The organism is Flavobacterium denitrificans DSM 15936 (genome assembly GCF_000425445.1).
In the GTDB taxonomy this organism is placed as follows: domain Bacteria; phylum Bacteroidota; class Bacteroidia; order Flavobacteriales; family Flavobacteriaceae; genus Flavobacterium; species Flavobacterium denitrificans.
This window is the reverse complement of sequence record NZ_KE384378.1, coordinates 666,260-689,398: the sequence shown is the minus strand read 5'-3', so window position 1 is coordinate 689,398 and position 23,139 is coordinate 666,260. Positions and strand designations below refer to the sequence as shown.

At 33.0% G+C, this 23,139-nt stretch carries 20 protein-coding genes and 1 other RNA gene; 5 read left to right on the top strand and 16 right to left on the bottom strand.

Annotation, left to right across the window (positions count from 1 at the left end; genetic code table 11):
• Nucleotides 1–223: 223 nt before the first annotated feature.
• The 5 genes from H600_RS0119625 to H600_RS0119610 form a co-directional block, all read right to left on the bottom strand.
• Entirely contained in the window at nt 224–778 is a 555-nt protein-coding gene (locus tag H600_RS0119625; RefSeq protein WP_026730393.1) for a hypothetical protein, read from the bottom strand.
• A gap of 179 nt (nt 779–957) precedes the next feature.
• Nucleotides 958–1,602 carry a hypothetical protein gene (locus tag H600_RS0119620; protein ID WP_157509955.1) on the bottom strand — a complete coding sequence of 215 codons (645 nt, stop codon included), beginning with the start codon at nt 1,600–1,602 and terminating at the stop codon, nt 958–960.
• 180 nt (nt 1,603–1,782) lie between these two features.
• Nucleotides 1,783–2,403 carry a hypothetical protein gene (locus H600_RS0119615; RefSeq protein ID WP_051234474.1) on the bottom strand — a complete coding sequence of 207 codons (621 nt, stop codon included), beginning with the start codon at nt 2,401–2,403 and terminating at the stop codon, nt 1,783–1,785.
• Nucleotides 2,404–2,783: 380 nt separating this feature from the next.
• Nucleotides 2,784–3,181, bottom strand: a transfer-messenger RNA (tmRNA) gene (gene ssrA / locus H600_RS22785).
• Nucleotides 3,182–3,468: 287 nt separating this feature from the next.
• Nucleotides 3,469–4,671 (bottom strand): serine hydrolase domain-containing protein, encoded by a 1,203-nt coding sequence (locus tag H600_RS0119610; RefSeq protein WP_026730390.1) that lies wholly within the window; start codon nt 4,669–4,671, stop codon nt 3,469–3,471.
• Nucleotides 4,672–4,911: 240 nt separating this feature from the next.
• On the opposite strand from H600_RS0119610, the gene H600_RS0119605 reads away from it, so the two are divergent.
• The gene (locus H600_RS0119605; RefSeq protein ID WP_026730389.1) at nt 4,912–6,120 is read left to right on the top strand and encodes an NAD(P)-dependent oxidoreductase; all 1,209 of its coding nucleotides are present in this window, start codon (nt 4,912–4,914) and stop codon (nt 6,118–6,120) included.
• A gap of 99 nt (nt 6,121–6,219) precedes the next feature.
• On the opposite strand, the gene fumC is transcribed toward H600_RS0119605, so the two are convergent.
• From fumC to arsC, 3 genes are all read right to left on the bottom strand, one after another.
• Nucleotides 6,220–7,605 carry a class II fumarate hydratase gene (gene fumC, locus H600_RS0119600; protein ID WP_026730388.1) on the bottom strand — a complete coding sequence of 462 codons (1,386 nt, stop codon included), beginning with the start codon at nt 7,603–7,605 and terminating at the stop codon, nt 6,220–6,222.
• A gap of 716 nt (nt 7,606–8,321) precedes the next feature.
• Entirely contained in the window at nt 8,322–10,781 is a 2,460-nt protein-coding gene (locus H600_RS0119585) for a TonB-dependent receptor (protein WP_026730386.1), read from the bottom strand.
• Nucleotides 10,782–10,871: 90 nt separating this feature from the next.
• A complete protein-coding gene (arsC, locus tag H600_RS0119580; protein WP_026730385.1) occupies nt 10,872–11,216 on the bottom strand; it encodes an arsenate reductase (glutaredoxin) in 345 nt (114 codons plus the stop codon).
• Between the two features lie 111 nt (nt 11,217–11,327).
• Between arsC and H600_RS0119575 the strand changes: the two genes are divergently transcribed.
• Both H600_RS0119575 and H600_RS0119570 read left to right on the top strand, forming a co-directional pair.
• A complete protein-coding gene (locus H600_RS0119575; RefSeq protein WP_026730384.1) occupies nt 11,328–12,245 on the top strand; it encodes a CPBP family intramembrane glutamic endopeptidase in 918 nt (305 codons plus the stop codon).
• A 20-nt stretch (nt 12,246–12,265) separates the two neighbouring features.
• The gene (locus H600_RS0119570; RefSeq protein WP_026730383.1) at nt 12,266–13,309 is read left to right on the top strand and encodes an AMP-binding protein; all 1,044 of its coding nucleotides are present in this window, start codon (nt 12,266–12,268) and stop codon (nt 13,307–13,309) included.
• Between the two features lie 79 nt (nt 13,310–13,388).
• On the opposite strand, the gene H600_RS0119565 is transcribed toward H600_RS0119570, so the two are convergent.
• The 3 genes from H600_RS0119565 to H600_RS0119555 all read right to left on the bottom strand — a co-directional run bounded on the left by H600_RS0119565 (nt 13,389) and on the right by H600_RS0119555 (nt 18,126).
• Entirely contained in the window at nt 13,389–14,603 is a 1,215-nt protein-coding gene (locus H600_RS0119565) for an RsmB/NOP family class I SAM-dependent RNA methyltransferase (RefSeq protein ID WP_026730382.1), read from the bottom strand.
• A 147-nt stretch (nt 14,604–14,750) separates the two neighbouring features.
• On the bottom strand, nt 14,751–16,727 hold the full coding sequence (locus tag H600_RS0119560; protein ID WP_026730381.1) for a KUP/HAK/KT family potassium transporter: 1,977 nt from the start codon (nt 16,725–16,727) through the stop codon (nt 14,751–14,753).
• A gap of 133 nt (nt 16,728–16,860) precedes the next feature.
• Complete coding sequence (locus H600_RS0119555) at nt 16,861–18,126, bottom strand: hypothetical protein (RefSeq protein ID WP_026730380.1); 1,266 nt, start codon at nt 18,124–18,126, stop codon at nt 16,861–16,863.
• A 237-nt stretch (nt 18,127–18,363) separates the two neighbouring features.
• On the opposite strand from H600_RS0119555, the gene H600_RS0119550 reads away from it, so the two are divergent.
• A complete protein-coding gene (locus H600_RS0119550; protein WP_026730379.1) occupies nt 18,364–19,425 on the top strand; it encodes a WD40/YVTN/BNR-like repeat-containing protein in 1,062 nt (353 codons plus the stop codon).
• 84 nt (nt 19,426–19,509) lie between these two features.
• Here the strand turns inward: H600_RS0119550 and H600_RS0119545 are convergent, their stop codons facing one another.
• The 5 genes from H600_RS0119545 to H600_RS23205 form a co-directional block, all read right to left on the bottom strand.
• A complete protein-coding gene (locus tag H600_RS0119545; RefSeq protein WP_026730378.1) occupies nt 19,510–19,974 on the bottom strand; it encodes a sensor of ECF-type sigma factor in 465 nt (154 codons plus the stop codon).
• Between the two features lie 17 nt (nt 19,975–19,991).
• Nucleotides 19,992–20,405, bottom strand: coding sequence for a hypothetical protein (locus H600_RS0119540; RefSeq protein WP_026730377.1), 414 nt, complete (start codon nt 20,403–20,405; stop codon nt 19,992–19,994).
• Between the two features lie 33 nt (nt 20,406–20,438).
• The gene (locus H600_RS0119535) at nt 20,439–20,981 is read right to left on the bottom strand and encodes an RNA polymerase sigma factor (protein WP_026730376.1); all 543 of its coding nucleotides are present in this window, start codon (nt 20,979–20,981) and stop codon (nt 20,439–20,441) included.
• A 58-nt stretch (nt 20,982–21,039) separates the two neighbouring features.
• On the bottom strand, nt 21,040–22,248 hold the full coding sequence (locus H600_RS0119530) for an SRPBCC family protein (protein ID WP_026730375.1): 1,209 nt from the start codon (nt 22,246–22,248) through the stop codon (nt 21,040–21,042).
• 188 nt (nt 22,249–22,436) lie between these two features.
• Entirely contained in the window at nt 22,437–22,625 is a 189-nt protein-coding gene (locus H600_RS23205) for a hypothetical protein (RefSeq protein ID WP_026730374.1), read from the bottom strand.
• 81 nt (nt 22,626–22,706) lie between these two features.
• Here H600_RS23205 and H600_RS0119520 point away from each other — a divergent pair, with 81 nt between their 5' ends.
• Nucleotides 22,707–23,087 (top strand): pyrophosphohydrolase domain-containing protein, encoded by a 381-nt coding sequence (locus H600_RS0119520; protein WP_026730373.1) that lies wholly within the window; start codon nt 22,707–22,709, stop codon nt 23,085–23,087.
• Nucleotides 23,088–23,139: the final 52 nt, after the last annotated feature.

Genomic DNA, 23,139 nt, shown 5'->3' with positions numbered 1-23,139 from the left:
CAGCTCAGTTTCAGCTTCATTGTATTTTCCGAACTAAAACGCCAGATTAAAATCAGCAGATTCTCGTCAGCGGAGCTATACACCATAACGTTCTGGCGCTACACGAGGTTTGGGATTAAAGATGCGAGGTTTTTCGGTTAAACACAAATTTTCCAAATACAAAACCATTTTTAAATTTAGCCAAATGCCCAAATCTCGTGTAACGGCTGTTGGCAGTAGTTTTTTATTTGTAATCTTCTATCGGTAAAAAATCTAATTCTTTTTTCTTTTCAGTTTCACAATTATTCTTGATAATCCTGAAACTTTTAAAGTTCTCTTTTGGTGTCATTAACCATTTATTACCGTTAAATTCCCATAAAACTATTCCGTTTTTATAATCTACAATTCTTGCTTTTATTTCGAATCCTATTTTGTTTTCAACATCGTAACCGTCAGCTCTGAATGCGTTATTATCAGTTAGTCTTGTAAATTTTTCAAGTTCAAATTTCTGTGAATTTTCTATTCTCCAATTTATTGTTAGACTAGCACCTTCAAGTTTTACAGTTTCTGTTTTCCCATCACAAGGTTGGTATATTAAATAACCATCCTTATCCTTTTCTACCTTAATCCAATCTTTTTGAATTGTATTAAGACTTTTCCAAGTCTTAGGAATTTGGCTTAGATTTATTTTAGGATAAGTTGTTGTAATGTCTAATTCAGAATTTTCTTTTTGAATTTTAGATTGTCCATTACATGGTATTAAAATAAATGAAAAGAAGATGTAAAGTAGAATTTTCATATTTCTTAATTTTTCGGTTTTCTTCGGCAAAATTACTGCCAACGTTCTGGTACTACAGCGGGTTTGGGACTAAATTAAGCCCTATTTTCGGATTTGCCAAATCATTCAAATACAAACCATTTTTCCATTAAGCCAATTGCCCAAATCCGCTGTAGTAGCTGTTGTGCCTAGTACCTTTATTAATTTATAGTTCCGTATTCATTAAGATAATAAACGTATAATTTTTTCTCTCTTTTTGAACTATAATTTAAAACTTCATAAGTAACAACTGAAGTTAGTTTTTTGTTTTCAGCGTCATTTTTTTCTTCTTCAATTAGTTTTTCTATTACATCATATCGATTATCTTTTAAAATAAAGAATAGAGCGCTTCGATAATTATTTTCGTCCATTTTTTTATAATCTTTTATGTATTCAGAATATTTTTCAATTTTATAATCCTTATTAGCATTTTGTTGAAAACAATAAAATTTTCCGCCATAAATTACAAAACCTTTCATATTCGGCTCATCAAAACCAGTTTCGATTAATATTGTAGTTTCAGTTTCATTTGCATTAAGATTATTTAAAGCCAAAATGTTTTTCAAAATTGAAATTTTATTTTCGGTATCTTCTTTTTGAATTATTGCTTGAGACTCAAGAAATCCAATTCCATTTATACTTTTTGATAAGCTGTCCATTTTAGGGTCAACTTGTTTTCTCATTTCATCAGTAATTTTTGTTTCCCAAATTGGCTTCATAGAATTGTAATATTCATCAGTTAAATTTTGGGAGAATAGATTTTGAGATAAAAGGAAAATTATTATAAATAGATTTTGTGATTTCATAAATAGGTTAATGTGTTTAAGTTCGGTCTGGTATTAGGCACAACGTTCTCGCGCTACAAGCAGTTTGGGGTTAAATCAGCGTTATCTTTCGGATTTGCCAAATCATCCAAATACAAACCAATTTTTTCCATTAAGCCAAATGCCCAAATTGCTTGTAGCGTGTGTTAGCTGTGGTTTTTTCTATTTATACTGAATTTCTTCTCTCCCTTTTAGGTCTTCAAGTTTGATAGGTTCAACGTAAGTTTGTCTAGGATTATTCAACTTCTGCTTTTCTTCTCCCATCGCAAATCCCATTTTATATCCAATATTTTCAGATGTCGTCAAATAAACATTATCATAATCTTTGTCATCAGCAGGAATGAATAACATAACTTTTTTATTCACAATTTCATTAGTCATCCAATCATCGTTCTGTTTTGTTGAAGTCCAAGCCTTAATAGTTGGTTTGTAAAATATATCATTCGGATAGTACATATAATTTACGAAATAACAATAAGTCGCAAAATCTGTATCATAAGGAAACGTAACTACAAACTTGTTTTCAGATAAAATAGTGAGTAGAGGTAGAGCTCTGAAATCTTCTTGATTATAATTATTGCAGAATTTTTGAATTGCACTTTTTAAATCGTTTAAGTTGATGTTTTCGATAAGTACAATTTTGTCATTTTGAATTTTTTCTGTTGGAATTTCAGCATTTTTTGGTCTGCTTTCATTTTTGCTATTATTGTTTGATATGCAGGATTTTAAAATAAATGCAACAACTAATACTCCGCCAATTATAAATAAGGTTTTTATTTCCATTCTTAATTTTTATGTTTATGTTCTGAGGTCTTTCAAAATCACAGCTAACTAGTATATATGTATGACAAAATCATACAAAGCCAACCTATTTTGGGTAGATATGTATAACAAATATCAATTTATTTTAGCCCAAATATAGGGATAATTCTTTTTCACTACTCAAAATGTGTTTTTTTGTTTATTGAGTGTTTTTCGTGTTAATTTTAGATTGTTCTGTTAAGGAAGGTTAAAAATAAACTATAAATAAAGTAATTTATCTAAACTTAAATAATCATTCCAAAAATTGTATTTAAAAAGTTACCAATAATAATGAAAAGGTAACAAAAATGGTAATTAAAAATAAAAAAAAGCCTTGTTAATCAGTTGATTACAAGGCTTTTTTGTGGAGTCGCCGGGAATCGAACCCGGGTCCAAACAAGCAACTAAAGAGCTTTCTACACGCTTATTTCCTGATTGGATTTTCGATGTTGAGCTAGGCCAGAAACAACCACCCAACACTTATCTTCTTAATTTTCGAAATCTACCCGAAGCTCATAGAAATCTAGGTTTATTTTTACGGTTCCCCTGAACGGAACGCCACAAACCAAGGCTTTCCAGGAGAATCCAGCTTCTCTACCTTGTAGAGACGTGGCGCAATCGTACTATGATTCGGATTATGCAGCTAAAGCGTAATTATTTTCGCCGTGTAAAAGTTCGAGATCTTATATTTACGAGCAAGGTCTCAATGCTCGACGTGCTTACTGTTCAATTCGACTTGCTGTCAAAACCAGTCGACCCCAAAAAATAAGTCTGCAAATGTATACTATTTGAAATTACTTTCTGCTAAAATTTTTTAAAAAAAGTCATAAAGTTATAAAGTCGAAAGTCGAAAGTCAAAAGTCGAAAGTCGAAAGTCAAAAGTCATAAATCTAGATTTGAAAGTTGTAAAGTTTTTAAAGTCGAATTCTTTCTTTCTCTTGCTTCTTTTTGTTTTTTCTCAATTGGTGTATTTAAAAAACTAAGTCAATATTAGCAATTTTTTTAAGACTTTACGACTTTTGACTTTTGACTTTATGACTTATAGTCTTACTCTTCGTCTTTGAAATTAAAAGGATAATCTCCAAAAATAGGTGCTAGTTTACGAACTGCATAAGTGTTTCTGGTCATTTTATTTGATAGCGCAATTATGGTCACATTTTCTTTCATCAAAGTAATGTAAGATGAGGTATTTCCGTGCCACCAACCGTTGTGGAAATAAAAATTCTGTCCCGATTCCCAATTGATCATTCTGATTCCTAAACCATAGTTTTTAGTTCCTTTGCGTTCGTTGCTGTATCCTACGTAAACTTGCTTTAATAAAGCCGGTTTTAAAAAGTCTGGGGATTGTCTTGCTCTATCAAATTTCAAAAGATCACGCACCGTCGAAAAAACATTTTTATCTCCGTAAACATTATCTAAATAGTCAAAACCAATTTCGGCACCATTTCCTTTATATGATGGAACGATTTTTTTTCTGTCTTTGTCATCATCAAAAACATACGAATGCTTCATGCCAAGCGGTTTAAAGATTATTTCAGACATTGCTTCTTTATATTTTAAACCAGTGATTTTTTCGATAATCAGCGCCAGCATTGCATAATTGGTGTTACAATATCCAAAACGTGTTCCGGTTTTTGCTTCAAGACCAATGTCTTTTGTTGCCAAAATATCAAGAATATCTTTGTTAGTCAATTGATTATGTCGGTCCCAAACCGATTTGTCATGATCAGTGAAATAAGCATAATTGCGCATTCCGGTACGATGGCTCAAAAGCATTCGAACTGTACAATCTTCGTAGGGAAAGGTTTTTAAAATCGTATTGACTTTTTGGTCCAAATCAATTTTACCTGCATTAACCAATTTTAAAACCGCAGTTGCCGTCAACACTTTGCTTACCGATGCGATTTGTACAGGAGTTTCAGCAGTGATTTTAGTGCCTTCGTTTTTATTTGCGTAGCCGTTATATCGCTCAAAAATAATCTGGCCGTTTCTAGCCACCAAGAAACTTCCATTCATGCTGTTATTAGGCCAATTTTTATTATAAAAGTGATTGATTCTTCCTTTTACGGAATTTATATAGGCTTGTGAAAGTCTTTTTTCTGGCCCTAAGGGCTTCATCTTCGGCATTGTATCTTCTACTGCCACTGCACTGTCAACACTTGTCTTTTTATCATTCCCACAAGAACTTAAAACTAAAATTAAAAAAAGTATTTGTGGTATCTTTGTCATTTTAAGGAAACTCATTTTCATCATTCTTTAAAAACAAATATATAGAATTCAATATTTATGTTTTTGAATTTTTGACAACCCTAAAAGGCTTTATTAACATAATTTTAACTAAAAAAATAGTTAGTCGATTGTAAGTCAGCTTTAAACGGTTTTTAAATATTCTAAATTGTAATTTTTGAACAAAACTTTAACTAATTTTGTTATATTTGAAACAAATACTATTCAAAAAGTTATATTAATAAATGCTTTAAACTTATATAAATGAAATTTGGAATTATAAAAGAAAGAAAAAACCCACCAGATCGACGTGTAGTATTTTCTCCAGATGAGCTGGCAAAATTGAAACAAAAGTATCATGACGCAATCGTAGAAGTTGAGAGTTCTGATATAAGGATTTTTTCTGATCTTCAATATAAGAGTATGGGCATTACTGTGACAGATGATGTTTCTGACTGCGATGTTTTGTTTGGTGTGAAAGAAGTGCCTATCGAAAATTTAATTCCAAATAAAGCGTATTTCTTTTTTTCGCATACGATAAAAAAGCAACCGCATAACCGAAAATTGCTACAGGCTATTTTAGAAAAAAACATTGATTTGTATGACCATGAAACCATTGTAAATGAGCATGACCATCGTTTGATTGGCTTCGGGAAATATGCAGGAATGGTTGGTGTTTACAATGGAATCAGAGCTTTCGGAATCAAATTTGAATTGTTTAAACTTCCAAAAGCAGAAACACTTTCAGGAAAAGAGGATTTGATAAAACATTTAAAGCGCATTACAATGCCAGCGCTGAAATTTGTGGTTACGGGAACTGGAAAAGTGGGAAGTGGAGCCAAAGAAATTCTGGACGCTATTAAAGTAAAAGAAATTAGTGTTGATAATTATTTGACTAAGAAATACGCGCAAGCGGTTTACGTACAATTGGACGTTTTAGAATACAACAAAAGAAAAGACGGTCAGGTTTTGGATTTTGTTGATTTTGTTACTCATCCAGAAGAGTACGAATCAGATTTTGAAAGATTTACAAAAGTATCTGATATTTATTTTGCAGGACATTTTCATGCCAATAATGCACCAATGATTTTGACGAAAGAAATGCTAAATGCAAGCGACTGCAAGTTAAAAGTTGTTGCTGATATTTCATGTGATGTGAATGGACCAATTGCTTGTACGGTTCGTTCGTCAACGATTGCAGAACCTTTATATGGTTATTTTCCTTTAGAAGATAGAGAAGTAGATTTTTTCCATCCGGCTGCAGTTGCAGTGATGGCGGTTGATAATTTGCCATGCGAAATCCCGAAAGATGCTAGCGAAGGTTTTGGAGAACAATTTATGGAACACGTAATTCCGGCTTTTTTCAACGGAGACAAAGACGGAATTCTGAAACGTGCTAAAATCACTGAAAACGGAAAATTGACGGAAAGATTCAGTTATTTGCAGGATTACGTTGATAATGGTGAATTGTAAATTGTTAATTATAAATTTAAAAGAGCTTTCTGAATTTTCAGAAAGCTCTTTTTTATATAGTATCACAAGGTAATTAACAATTAATAATTCACAATTAAATTATACCATATCCTCCGGTTTCACCCAAGCATCAAAATCTTCGGTAGAAACGTAACCTAAACGAACCGCTTCCTCTTTTAAAGTAGTACCGTTTTTATGAGCTGTTTGCGCGATTTCGGCAGCTTTGTAATAACCAATTTTTGTGTTCAAAGCCGTAACCAGCATTAATGAATTATCTACCAATTCTTTTATGCGTTTGTGATTTGGTTCGATTCCTTGAGCGCAATGTTCATCAAATGAAACACAAGCATCGCCCAATAATCTTGCCGATTGTAAAAAGTTTGCTGCCATAACGGGTTTGAAAACATTCAATTCATAATGGCCTTGCATTCCTCCAACAGCAATTGCCATGTCATTTCCGATAACTTGAGCACAAACCATTGTCAAAGCTTCGCATTGGGTAGGGTTTACTTTTCCCGGCATGATTGAAGATCCTGGCTCGTTTTCAGGAATATGAATTTCGCCAATTCCAGAACGCGGTCCAGAAGCCAACATTCTGACATCATTTGCTATTTTATTTAATGAAACAGCCAATTGTTTTAGAGCTCCGTGTGTTTCTACGATTGCGTCATGTGCGGCCAAAGCTTCAAATTTGTTTTCGGCTGTTGTAAAAGGATGATTGGTGAATTTTGCAATGTATTCGGCGACTTTTACGTCGTAGCCTTTTGGTGTGTTTAATCCAGTTCCGACAGCAGTTCCACCTAAAGCGATTTCAGATAAATGTGCTAACGTATTTTTCAAAGCTTTTAATCCGAAGGCTAATTGTGCGGCATAACCCGAAATCTCTTGTCCGAGTGTCAAAGGTGTTGCGTCCATTAAGTGAGTGCGGCCAATTTTTACAACAGTTGCAAATTCGGTTGCTTTTTTTACTAAAGTGGCGTGTAGTTTTTCAACTCCGGGAATAGTAGTTTCTACAACCATTTTGTAAGCAGCAATGTGCATTCCGGTAGGGAAGGTGTCGTTTGATGATTGTGATTTATTTACATCGTCATTTGCTTTTATAAATTGTTCGCCTTCGCCAATTTCAAAACCTTTTAAAACTTGTGCGCGGTTAGCAATTACTTCATTGACATTCATATTGCTTTGTGTTCCAGAACCGGTTTGCCATATTACCAGCGGAAATTGGTCATCTAATTTACCTGCTAAAATTTCGTCGCAAACTGTTGCAATGGCGTCTCTTTTTTCAATTGGCAAAACGCCTAAGTCGTAATTGGCATAAGCTGCTGCTTTTTTTAGATAGGCAAAACCTTCAATGATTTCTTTTGGCATAGAGGCAGCGTTTCCAATTTTAAAATTATTTCGCGAACGTTCTGTTTGCGCACCCCAATATTTATCGGCTGGGACTTGAACTTCGCCCATGGTGTCTTTTTCTATTCTGTATTTCATTTTATTATATGTAAAATGTTATTTGTGAAATGTATCTGTAAAAATGAACTTCTCTTGAAAATGGGTTTCCTAGCCCTGATGGGAGCGGCATCCTTTTGTGCTGGGGTTCAGCACAAAAGATATAGCGGACAGCAGGAATCAGCTCCTGAAAATTATTATGAATTTCGATGAAGTCTTTATTTAAAAGGTTTCGCATTCAAAAAAAAGCTTATTTAAAATGAGTATAAATATACGTATAAATGTTATTTAACGAAAATTGATTTAGATTTTATTGCTGAGGAAGAATTTATACCCTACATTTGTCGTAACATTCAAAAATTCCGGAAAACATGTTTGAATTTTCACAGTACTTAGGCTTTTTACTTTTCTTAACCATACTAACTATAGGATTTTGGTTAATGTTTTTCTTGGTTGGTTTCGTATCTTACTGGGTTACGGGTGCTAGCTGGGAAATGTTCAAAGAAAAGAGAGCTAAAAGAAGACAAGAAGAACAGTCAATTTAATTATAAATTGATTTCATAAAAAAGGACCACAATTGTGAGTCCTTTTTTTTTTTTCTAAAAAATGGATTTTCAATATTTTTAATTCAAAAAATCTTAATGAATATATAGAACCTGTCGGGTTTACTTAGTAATTCAAATTATTCAGATTCAAAAAAAAAATCCAAATTCCAGTTTTAAGCTTGGAATTTGGATTTTTAATATTGAAACTTATTGTTATCCAGGAAATTCTCCTCCACCGTCTCCTTCTCTTGGAGCGGCGTTCTTATCTCTTTCTCCTTTAGGCTTGTTGAAGCGGTAAGTAAACGATAAGTTGAATTGACGTTTACGGAACTGCATTTCGCTATAAGAGGTCTGACCTTCAAGAGTTGTAGAATTTTGAAGATAAGTGTAAGATCTCATAATTCTTGAGTTGAAAATATCGCTGATATTGAATGCAATAGTTGCTTTGTCTTTCATGACATCTTTACTGAATGCAGTGTTCATTCCAAACATGTCTAAGTTTTTACCTTGAGCTGTTTTTTGTGCACCGTTGTAGTTTGCACTTAACTGCCAGTCAATTTTGTAAGGCAAAGTCAATTTTGAGTTGATTCTCGCGAACCAAGTGTTGGCTTGATTGTCAAGGTTTTGAATAACTGTATTGCCGTTGAAATCTACATATGTATTTTCTCCGGTTGTTTTTACGTTATAAAAGTTGAAGTTACTGTTGATTCTCCAGATTTTAAATGGTGTATAATTCAATGTGAACTCAAAACCGAATTTTTGCTCTTTTCCAAGGTTGATTGGTCGGTTTAAAATAACAGGAACTCCGTTTACAACATTGCCATTTGGCGTACGTACAAAACTGAAAACATCTTTTGTGTCTTCAAAATATGCCGATGTATTGAAAGTCAATTTGTTCCAACGTTTGATATAGCCAATGTCGTATTTATCAGTTAATGACGGATCTAAATCTGGATTTCCTTGAAAGATATTGATGTTACTTGAATAGTTTACAGCTGGATTCATGAAACGACCTCTAGGTCTTGTTAAACGCTTGCTGTAGCTAACAGAGAAGTTGCTTTGATCTGAAATTTCATAACTAATAAAAGCACTTGGAAACAAGTTGTTGTACTTTTTTGTATTGAAATCATTTGTTTCTAATAGATTAACTTGGATGTTTGTATCCTCCCAACGAAGACCAAACAAATAAGAGAATTTATTCACTTTGAAACCATATTGCGTATAAAGTGCATTGATGTTTTCTTTGTATTCCAACGTGTTTGAAAGATTTGGATCTTTAGCGCCATTTTCATCAGTTACAAAATATTCGTTGTTCAAATCTCCGAAGCTCCCTTTGTAACCAGCTTCAAACTGGCTTCCTTTTCCTAATGGCAAAACGTAATCTGCTTGAAACAATACTTGCTTTTGAACTTGGTCATTCAAAGTAGTGTTATAATTTGGCGAAGCTGTAATGACGCTGTTGCTGTCGTCATCATTTTTTGAAATCGATAAATCAGCAGTAAGTTTGTGTCCTTTATCGTTGAAGTTTTTGATTAAATTAGAAGTGTATTCTATGTTTTGACTTCCAGTATCTCCGTTGTTTAATCGGAAAGAAGTTCCTGTAAACGCATGAGCCGCATCATAATTATAGTAATTAATCAAATCTTCTGTGTCTCCTGAATTTTTCTGATAGTTAATAGCATTCGTCCAATATGTATTTGGAGCTACTGTCCATTCGATTCCAGCTCTTCCATTAAAACCATCAGAAGTTCTTTTTGTATCACGATCTTCGTCTAAAAAACCTTTTGGAGTTCCATCAGCATTGAAGTATTCAGTATTTGTTAAACCTGCTCCTTCATTAGTTCTGTGGTTATAGCCTAAAGTCGTAAAGTAGTTTAGTTTTTCAGTTTTATAGTTCAAGTTGCCACTTAAACCATATGTTTCAGGAATACCAGTTGAAGCAATAAAAGTTCCGTTGAAACCTTGGTTTTTTCCTTTTTTAAGAATAATGTTTATTAATCCTGATCCACCTTCAGCATCATAACGTGCAGATGGATTTGTGATTACTTCCACTTTGTCAATTGCATCAGCAGGAAGTTGACGCAAAGCTTCGGCAATATTGATAGCGTTAGAAGGTCGTCCATCGATTAGAATTCTGATGTTATCACTTCCTCTTAAACTTACATTTCCTTCAGTATCAACAGAAACTGATGGTACATTGTCAAGAACATCACTTACTGTTCCTCCTTTTACCATCATATCTTGACCAACACTGTATACTTTTTTGTCTAATTTTATTTCAACAGTCGATTTTTCAGCACGAACAACAACTTCGTTCAATTGCGCAGCATCTTCTGATAAATTTACAACGCCTAAATTTGTATCTCCAGAAATATTTTTCCCTTTGATTTCTGTCGCTTTAAACGAAATAAATTCTACTTTAATATCGTAAGTTCCGGGTGCTACAGCTACTTCAAACTCACCTTTTGGGTTAGTGATACCGCCGGCAACAACTTTAGTGTCGTTTTGAGCCATAAGCGAAATAGTAGCGTATTCAAGTGGTTGTTTACTAACTTTTTCAAAAACTTTTCCAGTAACTTTTACCTTGTTTTTACCAGGAGGTGCCTGTTGTGCATAATTGTAAAAACTTGTAAAAAAGAGAACAAGCAATACAGCAAATTTGATTTTCTTCATTTTATTTTTGGTTTCATATACTCCTTAGACGCAAAATTGTATTTTAGGTTTAAAGTGTAAAATCACAAAAAAATGTTAATTCGACTTTTTTTATTTAAGAAAATCAGCAACACGGTCAAGATCTCTTCCAATAATCGCTTTTCCATCTTTAATGACAATAGGGCGTTCAATTAAAATTGGATTTTCGACCATTGCCTGAATAATTTCATCATTGCTCATTTTTTTTCCTTTATAATTTTCAATCCAAATATTTTCTTTGATGCGAACTAATTGAATAGGGTCAAGATTTAATTTTACAAGTAAATCTTTTAATTCTGTAAAGCTTGGTGTATCAGTTAAATATGGGATGATTTTGAACTCTTGCTTCGATTGGTCGATAAAAGCCAAACAGTTTCTTGATTTTCCGCAACGAGGATTATGGTAAATTTGTATCATTTTGTTATATTTAGATATTGTAAGATAGTTAACGCAAAAAATAGGTGTTTTAGCACTTCAAAAATACTATTTACTAATCAAATTGAATTCTCATTTTTAAAATTATATTTAATGTTTTTAGAACAAGGAATTAAGCCTCACAATAAATTTTTTCTGTATCTAATAGGGTCAGTAATTATCATCATAGCTTCATTTATTGGACAAATTCCGCTTTCTGTGGCGGTACTATATTCCAGTTATGTCAATAAAACAGAAATTCCGACTAATAATGATGCGGTTTTGAAAATATTTGAACCGAATTTGACTTTGTTTCTGGTCATGATTTCTTTTGTATTTGCGTTTGGAGGTGTTTATTTGGTTGTAAAATATCTTCATAAACAAACACTTTTATCGGTTACAACATCGCGGAAAAAAGTAGATTGGAACCGTATTTTGTTTTCGTTTGTTGTCTGGGCAATTTGTTCAGGTCTAAGCTTTTGGGCTGTTTATTTAAAAGATCCTGAAAAATTTATATGGAATTTTAAATTGATCCCTTTTTTGATTTTAGTAGTAGTTGCAACATTGCTTATTCCAATTCAAACCAGTACTGAAGAGTATGTTTTTAGAGGGTATTTAATGCAAGGTTTTGCAAATTTGGCTAAAAACAGATGGTTTCCATTATTGATGACATCTTTGATCTTTGGGTCAATGCATGTTTTTAATCCTGAAGTAGCAAAAATGGGCTATATTATTATGGTTTACTACATAGGAACCGGTTTGTTTTTAGGAGTCATTACACTCATGGATGAAGGAATGGAGCTGGCGCTCGGTTTCCATGCTGCAAATAATTTAACAGGTGCTTTATTGGTGACTTCAGATTGGACTGTTTTTCAGACACATTCGATTTTTAAAGATATGTCTGAACCTTCAGCGGGCCTTGATGTGATTTTGCCAGTAGTAATTGTTTATCCTATACTGCTTTTGGTTTTCAGCAAAAAGTATAAATGGACAAATTGGAAAGAAAAATTAACTGGCAAAATAAATATTTAAGAATCTTTAATTTTACAATTATGACACAACTAACACATAAAAATGTACATAATTATTTTAAAATCAACGGATATCATTTAAATGCGAAAGATTTATGCCGTGTTGGGTATAGTTTCATTAAGGAAGGTGATATATATGAGCGCGCCATAGGTGAATTTTTGCTGGATTGGTTTGATAATAAAGATTATATCGAAATGAAGACTTCAGGAACTACTGGGCTTCCAAAATTAGTCAGATTAGAAAAGCAGGCAATGATCCAGTCGGCTTTGGCAACGGGCGATTTTTTTGGTTTGGAGCCAGGTGATCGAGCTTTGCTGTGTTTGCCAACGCAATTTATTGCTGGAAAAATGATGCTTGTGAGAAGTCTGATTTTAGGTCTTGATATCGATGTGAAAGCACCAAGCACAGAACCTTTGGCTTTTAATTCAGAAAAATATGATTTTGTTGCAATGGTTCCGCTACAGGTTCAAAATTCAATTGATAAACTGAAAAATGTAAAAAAGCTAATTATTGGTGGTGCCAAAATCGATTCGGCTCTTGAAGCAGAATTGTTAAAACTAAACGGCGAAATATATGAGACATATGGAATGACAGAAACCATTACACATATTGCGGCCAAAAAGGTTGGAGAAAGTGCTTTTTCCATTTTGCCAAATGTAAAAATTGAAAAAGATGATCGTGGTTGTTTGGTGATTTATGTTTCATCTATTTCTGATGAGCCAATTGTTACTAATGATTTGGTTGAATTGATAAACGACAATCAATTTGTTTTTTTAGGAAGAATCGATAATGTAATCAATAGTGGAGGAGTGAAGCTGATTCCTGAACAGATTGAAGCGAAATTAATAGGGAAAATTCCAAATAGGTTTTTTGTAACTGGGGTTCATGATTCTGTTTTAGGGGAAAAACTGATTTTGGTAATTGAAGGTGAAAAACAAGAATTTGCTCCTGATTTTTTTGATTTTTTAGGAAAATTCGAGAAACCAAAAGAAATTGTCTTTGTTCCGAAATTTAAAGAAAACGAAAATGGAAAGTTGCTAAGAAAACCATCTTTGCAATCGTAAAAAAGTACGATATAAAAAATCCCAAATTTCAATAACAATTGGAATTTGGGATTTTTCAGTATTGTAGGATTTAATTCTTTTATTTTTTACGTTCCAAAAGTGCCATATAGAATCCGTCAAAACCAGATTCAGAAGCCAACATTTTTCTGTCTTCAATAAATTTGAATTGTTGTCCAATTTCTGTTTTCAGGAATTTTTCTACTTGCTCTTGATTTTCGGAAGGCAAAACAGAGCAAGTTGCATAAACTAATTTTCCGCCAGGTTTTACGATTTTAGAATAGCTTTCTAAAACTTCGCTTTGCACTTTACGAATGTTGTCAATAAATTCAGGCTGTAATTTCCATTTAGAATCTGGATTTCTTTTCAAAACTCCAAGTCCGCTACAAGGTGCGTCAATTAAAACACGATCTGCTTTTTCGTGTAATTTTTTGATCACTTTTGTGCTGTCGATAATTCGATATTCAATATTAAAAGCACCATTTCTTTTAGCTCTCAATTTTAATTGTTTCAATTTGCTTTCGTACAAATCCATTGCAATCAATTGGCCTTTGTTGTTCATTAATGAAGCCATATGCAATGTTTTTCCGCCCGCTCCAGCACATGTATCAACAACGCGCATTCCTGGCTGAACATCTAAGAAACCTGCCACTAGTTGTGAATTGGCATCTTGAACTTCAAACAAACCTTGTTTAAAAGCGTCTGTCAAGAATACGTTTGCTCTTTCTTTTAAAACCAAAGCTTCTGGCTGATCTTTCAAATATTCTGTTTCAATATTTAAATCCATCAGTGTATTCCTTAGGCTTTCTTTCGTTCCTTTAAGCGTATTCGTTCTTAGTATAACTTTTGCTGGTTGGTTTTGAGCCGCAATTTCTTTTGACCAAACTTTTTCGCCTAATTCTTTCACTCCCAATTCATCCATCCAATCGGGAATAGATTCTTTTAAAGCTCTAACTTTTGAAAGTTCGTCAAAACGGCCTTTTATTTTTCTTTCAGGAGTTCCTTCCAATTGTCTCCAATCTGGAATTGGATATCCTCTTAAAACTGCCCAAACAGCAAACATCCTCCATAAGTTATCTCTGTCGTAAGGTTCTTTTACTTCAGCGATTTCTGCGTATAGACGTTTCCAGCGAACAATTTCGTATATGGTTTCAGCAACAAACTTCCTGTCGGAACTTCCCCAACGTTTGTCTTTTTTTAATGCTCTGGCTACCACTTTGTCTGCATATTCTCCTTCATTGAAAATAGCATTTAAAGAATCGATGGTAGTATAAACTAAATTTCTGTGTAATCTCATTTTAATAATTTGAGTTGCAAAGGTACTATTAATTGATTGAAAGTTAAATTTTTAATTTTGATTGTTCATTTTAACTTTCATTTGAAATGAAAAAACACTCTAGTAAAGTTTTAAAAGAGTGTTTTTTTTGAAATATTTTGTAAAAAATTAATTTTTGATAATTCGGGTCAATCCAATATTTTCAGGAGCGTGAAGTACCATTGGGAATTTTTCAATTTTAACCGAGCTACTATCTAAACCAAATGCTCTTTCTTCAGATAAACTCAGTTTTTTGATAAAGAAATAAGAGTTCATGATAATATTTTCGTGCCATCTTAAATCATTGTCGTTTGATAAGAATTTCTCAGACAATACAAATTTGAAATCTCCAATGATATTGTTTTTGTTCAAAGACTCATAACGGCTGGTAATATCTACTTCTCCACGTTTTACCATGTCACGAATTACTTCTCTAAACATCAAATTGATTTTTGTAGGTTCTCTAAATCCTAAATTAAAGTCAATTCTGTAAATGTCGTCTTTTGCAATTTCAGTAACTTTATATTCTGTTTTATAAGGTTCGGCAAGAACATTGACGTGAACAAACCAGTAAATATCGGCTCTTTTTGGGCGTTTTTGCAAAATCGAATAAATTACTTTTTCCTCCAATTCATCCGTACGGTTTGCATTTGTCATATATACTAAATGCGTTGCATACTTAGGAATGGATAAGTCTTTGCTCAATTCTACTAATACTTTTTTGTAATCCTCAATTTTGACAACTTTCGTATAGTTTTTATTGATTTTCTTAGCTAAATACCAAATCGTCATAATCGAAATCAAAAGCATCGCAATGATTAAAGTAACATAGCCACCTTCTGCAAATTTGGTAATATTTGCAAAAAGGAAACTAAATTCAATCAATAAATAAATCGTAATCAGCGGCACCATAAAATACAGTTTTACACGCTTCATGATCAAGTAGTAATTCAGCAGAATTGTGGTCATGATCATGCATAAAATAATGGCAAGGCCATAAGCATGTTCCATGTTTCCTGACTTTTCGAAGTGCAGTACAATGCCGACGCAACCAAAAAATAAAAGCCAGTTTATAGATGGAATATATAATTGTCCTTTAACTTCTGTAGGATATTTGATTTTTACTTTTGGCCAGAAATTCAAACGCATAGCTTCATTGATCAAAGTAAATGAACCGCTGATAAGTGCTTGAGAAGCAATTACGGCCGCTAAAGTCGCTACAACAATTCCAAAAGGAAGAAACCAGTGAGGCATAATTAAGTAAAACGGATTTCCGTTTTCACCGCCTAATTGCTGTAACGTACTGCCTTCATGATGAATCAAATAAGCAGCTTGTCCGAAATAGTTTAGCACTAATGTTGCTTTCACAAAAATCCAGCTAATTCTGATGTTTTTTCTTCCGCAATGCCCCATATCTGAATATAAAGCTTCAGCTCCTGTAGTACAAAGAAATACAAAACCAAGAACGAAAAAGCCGTCGGGATGGATCGATAATAAATGATAAGCGTAATATGGGTTAATCGCTTTTATTACTTCTGGATGTTGCACAATCTGAATAACTCCTAATGTTCCCAGCATCGCAAACCAAATCAGCATCATTGTTGCAAAAAACTTTCCTACCAATTTTGTTCCAAATTGCTGAATCGTAAATAAAATAAATAGAATTGCAATTACAATAGAAATAATGGTTTTCGTTTCCATTGTTGGGTAGAATGCCCTAATTCCTTCAACTGCAGATGAAATAGAGATGGGTGGTGTAATGATTCCGTCGGCCAAAAGCGCACTTCCTCCAATGATGGCGGGTACAATGAGCCATTGAATTTTTGTTTTCTTAACTAAAGCATAAAGAGCAAAAATCCCACCTTCACCATGATTGTCAGCACTTAAAGTAATAAGTACATATTTTATTGTAGTTTGAAGCGTCAAAGTCCAAAAAACGCAGGAAATACCTCCCAAAACAATATCCGAATTTATCGCGTACTCACCAAGAATGGCTTTCATTACATACAATGGAGAAGTGCCAATATCTCCATAAATAATTCCTAACGTGATCAATAGACCACCTATAGACAACTTACTATGTAAGTTTTTATGCGCTGCGCTCATGTTTGATTTTATAAAAGACGGTTGCAAATTTACTGTTTTAAAATAAATTAGCAGCAATTATAAATAAAAAGATAAAAAAAAGCACAATCTGTAAATTGTGCTTTTTTTTTATTTCAGAAATATGTTTTTTCTATTAGCCTCTTCTGCCACCACCTCTTGATCCACTTTCTCTTTGTTGCTCGCCACCTCTAGATTCTTGTCTGGCTTGCGGAGCCTCAGAACGTGGTGCACTCTGTGGTCTTGCGCTATAAGATCTGTTTTCAGAATTCCCTCTGTTTTCAGAATAGCTTCTTGACGGTTGTGCAGGAGCAGTTCTTTGCGTGTTTGACCTGCTCATTGAATTCCCTCTATTTTCAGAATAGCTTCTTGGTGTATCATTGTTTTGATTTGATACTCTATTTGTATAATTTCTGTTATTAGAATTTTCTCTTGGTGCAGTGGCAGGAACATTATTTCTTACTTCTGGTCTTGAAGACGAATTAGAGGAAACATTATTTTCTCTATTCGTTACAGAAGGACGATTTGTGTTAAAGCTTCTATCAGAAGTTCTGTTTGTTGCATAGTTTCTGTCTGACGCTCTATTTTCTCCATATTGAGGTCTGCCTGCACTTGATCTTACTGGACTGTTATTGTTTTGAGTTGCATACGATCTGTTAGCAGCTCTTCTTTGATCTAAATCGTATCTGTTGCTTACATTATTATGTCTGTCTGCAAAACTGTAATTAGGTCTCATTCTTTCGTAGCCGTAAGTACGTCTTGATTCATAAATAACAGGGGCTCTGTAACTTCTTCTGTAGTTTACATAGTTGTAACTGTAATTTGTATTGATGCAAATATTTATGTTGTTTCTATATCTGTAAACAGGGTAAGGTCTCCATGCTGTATAATATGTTGGATAGTAGCCCCAAGACCAAGTTGAATAGTATGGTCTGTAGTTTGTGATCCAAAATGAACCATAAATTACAGGAACAACATTGTAAACAGGCTCATAAATGTAATTTGCACCATATAAATATGCATTTCCTACTACTTGAACGCTAACTTTGTTGTAATTGTCTCTTTCTACGTCAATTGTTGCAACGTCTTGATAAACATCGCGGTCTAAAACAGCCTGGATAATTACGACGTGCGTTCTGTTTTCTACAGATTCAATTACACGTAAATAATCAACTTGATCGTCGCCATTTAAGTCAAGATTTGATATTTGGTATTTTGGATCATTTAATCTTCTTTCAAAATCTTGAAGATTTGCTGATTCCCCAAACATCGATGCAACTGCTCTTAAATCTAAGTTATCGCTGATATCTGAGTTTTTTGCATAAACCGTAGCTTGATTTTGTGCAGCACAAGAATTTAATCCGATGGCTAAAAATGCTAGTATAAGTAGGTGCGCTTTCATGGCAAATAATATTAAAAAAATTAGTTGTTAGGGAATATTCAATTACTGTGCCAAAAAAATAATTTTAGGTTCTGTTTGATTTAATTATTTGGTTGTTAATCTGTTATGTTTTATGTGTCTCTTTTTGATTTTGATTTTGTAAAAAAGACTGTTAAAAAGATTATTATCAAAAAAAACAAAAGCTATTTTATATGTTATAAATAATTGTATTTTAGCAACAACTAAATCTTAACCTACATGAGAAAATTAATATTATTTTTTAGTTTATTTGTTTTATTGGTATCCTTTAAAGCGTTGAAAAATAATGATAAAGCACCAGTTGCAGGAGGCTTTGTTTCAATGCAGACCGAAGTTTTATTTCAAGATAAAATTAGTATTCGTGCCATTGCAATTGATAATAATAAAATTTGGTATGGAGCTGATAATTCTCGTTTTGGCTGTTTTGATTTAGATAAGAGAGAAAAATTTGAAGATCATATTTATCGCGATACACTTAATTTAGAATTTAGAAGCATTGCTCAAAATTCAAAAAGCGTATTTTTATTAAGTGTTGCCAATCCTGCTTTGTTGTATCAGATTGATAAAAAAACTAGAAAAGTAAAATTAGTTTATAAAGAGGTGCATTCAAAAGTGTTTTACGATAGTATGCAATTCTGGAATGACAAAGAAGGAATTGCAATTGGAGATCCTACCGAAGATACTTTTTCGATAATTGTTACCCGCGACGGTGGGGAAACTTGGACAAAATTACTTTCGGATAAGTTGCCTACAAATACACAAGGTGAAGCGGCTTTTGCAGCAAGCAATACTAATATTATAATTAAAGGAAATGATACATGGCTGGTTTCTGGTGGAAAAAAATCTCGTGTTTTTTATTCTCCAGATAAAGCAAAAACATGGAAAGTTGTAGATACTCCTATTATTCAAGGTAAAGCCATGACAGGAATTTTTACAGCTGATTTTTACGATGCGAAACACGGATTTGCTGCTGGTGGTGACTATGAATTTCCCGAGAAAAATTCAGATAATAAGATTTGCACCAAAGACGGCGGAAAAACATGGGAATTGATTGGCCAGAATCAAGGTTTCGGATATGCGTCTTGCATTCAGTATGTTCCGGGCAGCAATGCTAGAGAACTTGTTTGCGTGGGTGCTTCAGGCATTCAATATTCTCAAGATGGTGGTGAAACTTGGAAACAATTATCTGATGATTCGAAGCTTTTTACTATTCGATTTGTTAATAAAAATACGGCGATCGCTGCAGGTTACAATAAATTGATCCGAATTACTTTTATATAAATTCAGGTGCTTAAGAAATAACAAACCCCCTAAATAATAAAGTAAGTATTATTATATAGGGGGTTTGTCGCTGTTGTACTTTTCTTAATCCTTGTCTTTTGCTGCTTTATCGCGATATTGTTTTAATAATTTTCGGTTAAAGTCATCTTCAGATTTTTTAAGCTTTAATATTTTCTTTGCTGAAAGTATCTTCTTTAAGTTTGAATTGTATTTTTCACGCAAAAGATATAATTCTTTATCAGTGCTTTCCATTTGGGAAAGCAGAACTGCGGCCTCTTTTTCTGAAATTGAATTAATATTGTCGTCATTAAGACGCTCTAAATACGCTTTCATTTTTTGATGCCTCAACTCAAATTGTCTGTCATCGTAAGCATTGTAAATAGGCCAGAATTTTTCAGCCTCAGTAGGAGTCAGTTCTAATTCAGTAGTTAAAAAAGAAACTTTATAAGCTTTGATCTTTTCACGTTTTTCATCTGTTTTACCGCTTTGAGCATAAAATGAAAAACTTACCAGGAATAAAATTATCGGCAATATGTTTTTGATTTTCATCTTTTAAGTTTTGTTTTTTATTCAGAAATTAAGTGTTCGATGTTTGGATTCGATGCTAAAATGTCTTCAAGAGTTTCATCTTCAATGGCAACATTTTTGTTCAGTTTTTGGATATCTTTCGTGTCCAAATTCTGAATCAAATCATACTGATTCAAATTGGATTGGTATGATAAATACGCTTCTAAAGTAGCTTCGTCAAGTTCTTTAGAGGTAGCATTGTAATTATTGACTATAGGGATCATCAATGCAAAAACAACTACTGCGGCCGCAGCAATCGAAATTACATTTTTACGTTTGTAAAATGGTATTACTTTTACTTCTTTTTCGTTAATCTGCTGTAAAACTTTCGCCGAAAAATCATCAAAATAATGCTCCGGAGTTTTGAATCCAGATTTGATTTTCGGTTCGTTTTCTAATTTAAATGCTTTCATAATGTCTATAAGATAGTTTTTTTTACAAAAGGTTTAATTTGATGTAACATATAATTCAATTTTTTTTACCGCATGATGATAAGATGCTTTTAAAGCGCCCACTGAAGTTCCTAAAATTTCAGCAATTTCTTCATACTTCAATTCTTCAAAATATTTCATTTTAAATACCAATTGTTGTTTTTCGGGCAAAGTGACAATGGCTTTTTGGAGTTTGATTTGAATTTCATCTCCATCGAAATAAGAATCAGATTTTAGATTTTCGATAGTTTTGGTCTGTAAAGCTTCTGATGTGAGCCCGCTTAATTTTGCTTTTTGATTTAAAAATGTCAAAGCTTCATTGGTTGCAATGCGGTACATCCAAGAAAAAAGCTTGCTTTCGCCTTTGAAATTTTTTAAATACTGAAAAACTTTTACAAAAGTATTTTGCAAAACATCATCTGTATCGTCATGATTCAAAACAATGTTTCGAATATGAGAATACAAAGGTTTTTGATAATCAGACAAGAGTTTTTGAAACGCTGCGTTTTGCGTTTTAGGATTTAATAATTGCTGTATAAATTCCTTCTCGTCTGTCAAGCTTTTTCATTTATCCTATTAGAATGAATTTTACGCTAAAGGTTTAATTGCCTTTATTTTAGAACTCATCTTCTTCTGGCGTAGTTGTAGGTGTAGTAGGTTTTGGCGCTGCAGGTTTTGGTTTTACCGGTTTTTTCACAACTGGTGTCGTCGCTGGATTTGTTGCCGCTGGATCAGCTGGTGTATTTGTTGCCGAATCAGTTTGAGTGTTGTATGGGGCAGCAACAGGAACTGTTACAGGTACAACTTTTGGTTTTGTTGGAAAATAAATTTCAGTCAATAATTTAGATGGACTTTTTGTGTCTAATTTGCTTACAGTCAATACTTCTAAATGTGACCAGCTTAAATCGGGTACAATTTTTTGATTGTTGATGTAGGCAGTGCTTTTGCCAATAGCTTCAGCTGTATGCGAATAATCACCTGTCAAAGTAGTTTTTACGGCTTCAAATCCGTTTAATTTGCCTGATAAAATATCGCTTCCAGAACTAATTGAAATTTCTTTGTTTATTGGCAAACAAATTGAAATTTTTGCCAATCCTTTCGCAGTATCATAAGTATGATAAATAATAAAGGGTTTTCCAGTAGTTTGCAAAGCGTTGGTTTCGCTAAACTTAATAAGTTTTGGAATAACGATTCTTGCATTTTTGGTTACTTTGGCAATTTCACTTGTAAAAGTTTGTTTGATGTATGGTGTTTCTGTTTTTTGAACCACACCATCCACTTTTATATTATACGTTTTGGTTTCGTAATCAAGGTTTTTGTCAATATTTGCTAGGCTCTTTTCGTAAATTGTTCCAATAACTTTATCAGAACCGCCATTTAGAGCCGTGTATATTTTAAACAAAAAGCTCATTGTTCCTTTTGCTTTCCAAGTAACTTTTGTTTTTCCTGCCAAAGTATCTTTGAAAGTCCAATTCACATCAGCTTCAGTTCCATCATATTTCATTTTTTGCTGAATGCTTTCGCCGTCTTTCGTTTTTAGCGTAATTGCATTTCCAGCGCCCTCAGATCCTGTCCAGTAAAATGAAGCGCCGCTTCCGGCCGTTTTATTTGGAAAAGTAAAGTTTAATGAAGGATCTTCGACTGCCCAAGATTCAAAATCTTCATAATTTCTAAAATCATTTATATAGTTGTAAACTGTCGCTTTTTGGGAATTAATTACCTTGCTTCTTTCAACAGAAAAAATCCCTTTTTGAGTAGCAACAAAAACAGTGAGAGCAACTAAGCTTAATAATAATAAAAGAAATAAATATTTTAAAATCTTCATTTGGGTAGATTGTTTGGTGTCGTAAAGTTATAAATTTTTATTACTAGTCGTACTAAAAATAGCGTCACGATAAAAGTACACTTTATAAATTATTCTGATTAAAAAAAATATTCAAATTAAACGTTTTTGAAAATGTTTAATTGTGATTTTTGAAATTTATTTTATGAAAGGATAATTAAAGTCAGTATTTATCTTTTGAAAAAAAATTTGATTACAAATAAAAGTGCAATGAAAAGTAAAAACACAAGCAAAACCTTGTAATTTCCTTTGTAAAATATTTTATGAAGTGCCAAATCTTTTCGATATGCAAATATCATAACGATTACAAAAGCAATAAAAAAGCAGATTCCGAAGATTATTTGTCCTTGACTAAACATAGTTAAAATTATTTTTGGCAAATTTAGAGAATTGTACACGAATTGTTGCTAATTTGCCAATTCATTTAATCAATTAAAAACATGAAGAAACAACTGGATGCAGTAACTGAATTTCATACTGCTTTTAAAATAGGTCACAGTCAGTCGCCAATTGCTGATTTGGGAGCAACAAAAAAGTTGCTTCGTTATAATTTGATGAAAGAAGAAAACGAAGAATATCTTGAAGCGGTTCAAAATAATGATATTGTTGAAATAGCGGATGCTCTTGGCGATATGATGTACATTTTGTGTGGGACTATTATCGAGCACGGACTTCAGGATAAAATTGAAGCAGTTTTTGATGAAATCCAACGTAGTAATATGAGCAAGCTTGGTGAAGACGGCCAACCAATTTATCGCGAAGACGGAAAAGTAATGAAAGGTCCAAATTACTTCAAGCCAGATTTTTCGAAGTTATTATAAAAGTAAAATCTTTTGTCTAAATATTTAAACACATAGAAACATAGTTTTGTTT